Raw genomic sequence first — 1,877 nt, 5'->3', positions numbered from 1 at the left:
GCTTTTCAGAAGATGAGATTGTCAATTTATTTTTTAGAAAAGATGCTTAGAAGAAATTGAATGGAAATTTATTAGGATTATTTGTGAAAGTATAGAAAAGCCTTGATTTTAAGGCTTTTTTTCATTTTCCAATAAAGAACTTGACATTATGAGTTTAATACATTATAATACAAATACATACCAGTGGTATGAAAAGGAGGACTAAAATGGCAAGAAATAGAAATCCGGAAGAAACAAGAAGAAAAATATTAGAAGTTTCTAAAGATTTATTTTTAGAAAAAGGATTTGATAATACCTCAATACAAGATATAATCGATGGGTTAGGTGGATTGACGAAAGGTGTTATTTATCATCATTTTGAGTCTAAAGATGAAATATTGCAATCAATCATTAGCGAAAATAATCAAGAAATTCTAAATTACAATTGGAGAGGAGATACTGCATTAGAAAAAATACAAAATTCTTTGATGGATGCTTTCTCTGATTTGGAACAACAGAGGCTTGTATACTCAGCTTCAATTATGTTAAGAAGCCCACGTTTATTAGGTGAACAGTATCTAAATTTATTTTCTGATTTTTTACCAGGGATTAGAGAAAAAGTTTTCGAAGGTGTTGAAGATAAATCAATTAAAACAGAATATCCAGAAGAGCTTGCTGATTTGATTGTTTTAACATTGAATATTTGGATTGGGTTTCAAATTTCTATTTATTCAGTAGAAGACTTAAAGCGTAAAATGAATTTCATTAAACTTACTTTTGAAGGACTAGGGGTGCAGTTGATTTCTGATGAAATGATGGAAGTAATTTTCAACTTATTTGATCACTTAAAAAGTGCCAAATAAATTTTAAGTATTGATATTTTAAAAAATACCATACTCTAGATATGGTATTAAAAATACTATTATACATACCTTTAGTATGTTTCTTTTTTAGTTTTTACATACCAGAAGTATGTAAAGTGCTTTTTGACTAGCGTCATTAATATTAACAAAATTTTTTGGAGGAAAAATCTATGTTTTCGCTTATTAAAATTGAATTAAATAAAGTTTCAAAATCAAAATTATTTTTAGCCTGGTTGTGTACTATATTTATAGTGTTAGGTATTACAGCAATCATTATTATGGGATTAGGTACTGACAATAAACTAGGAGAATTCACTGGACAGGATTCTAATATTATTAGAATTACTGGTAAATGGGAAGGTTGGGCAATTGTAGCTTCATTGTTTTCATCTTTATTTACAAAAGCAGCATTTTTGATTTTCGAATCTTATTTATTGTCTACGATTATTATTGATGAATTTAAACGAAGAACAATTTTTCAGCTGTTTTCCTACCCTGTTTCTAAAATAAAGTTACTATGGGGAAAAGTGCTTACAGTAATTCTGATATCATTTATTGCTCATTTTACTGCACATTTAGTGATTCAATTATTAATTAAATTAGTAGCAGTTTTAACTGAATCAAATTATATCCCAGTAGCTAATCAAATGATTGACTTAGCTGGAATTACGTTTGGGACGGTATTAATCGGAATACTACCATTTGTTTTAGGTATGATTAAGCATTCAACAGCTATAACAATGCTTACAGGACTTGGTTTAGCAGCATTACTTTCAAATGTAAGTCCAGGAAGTTTATCTAATAATATTGCTGATAACTTATTCTTTTTGATATTTGCAAGTTTCATAAGTTTAATGATTGTTTCGTGTTCAATTTATACTATTTCAAAATCAGATATTAATATCAAGTAGTATATCTGAATTTAATGGAAGTAAAGTGATAATTCTTTGATGATTGCTTTAGAAGAAAAGCTGTATAAATTAGTATTTATGCTCCTGAAGAAAAATTCTTGCATTTAAAGCTAGATATAGAAAG

2 protein-coding genes are annotated in these 1,877 nt (G+C 27.8%); both read left to right on the top strand.

The window, feature by feature from the left end:
• The first annotated feature begins 206 nt into the window (after positions 1 to 206).
• Positions 207 to 842, top strand: coding sequence for a TetR/AcrR family transcriptional regulator (locus ACO409_RS10785; RefSeq protein WP_485557143.1), 636 nt, complete (start codon positions 207 to 209; stop codon positions 840 to 842).
• A gap of 170 nt (positions 843 to 1,012) precedes the next feature.
• Entirely contained in the window at positions 1,013 to 1,753 is a 741-nt protein-coding gene (locus tag ACO409_RS10780; RefSeq protein WP_485557141.1) for an ABC transporter permease, read from the top strand.
• Positions 1,754 to 1,877: the final 124 nt, after the last annotated feature.

This window comes from Leptotrichia sp. (assembly GCF_057270615.1).
This window is presented reverse-complemented; position numbering and strand designations above follow the sequence as displayed.

Bases quoted from the DNA above. Each gene is read 5' to 3' on its own strand.
- ACO409_RS10785 (WP_485557143.1), top strand. From the start codon at position 207: ATGGCAAGAAATAGAAATCCGGAAGAAACAAGAAGAAAAATATTAGAA.
- ACO409_RS10780 (WP_485557141.1), top strand. From the start codon at position 1,013: ATGTTTTCGCTTATTAAAATTGAATTAAATAAAGTTTCAAAATCAAAA.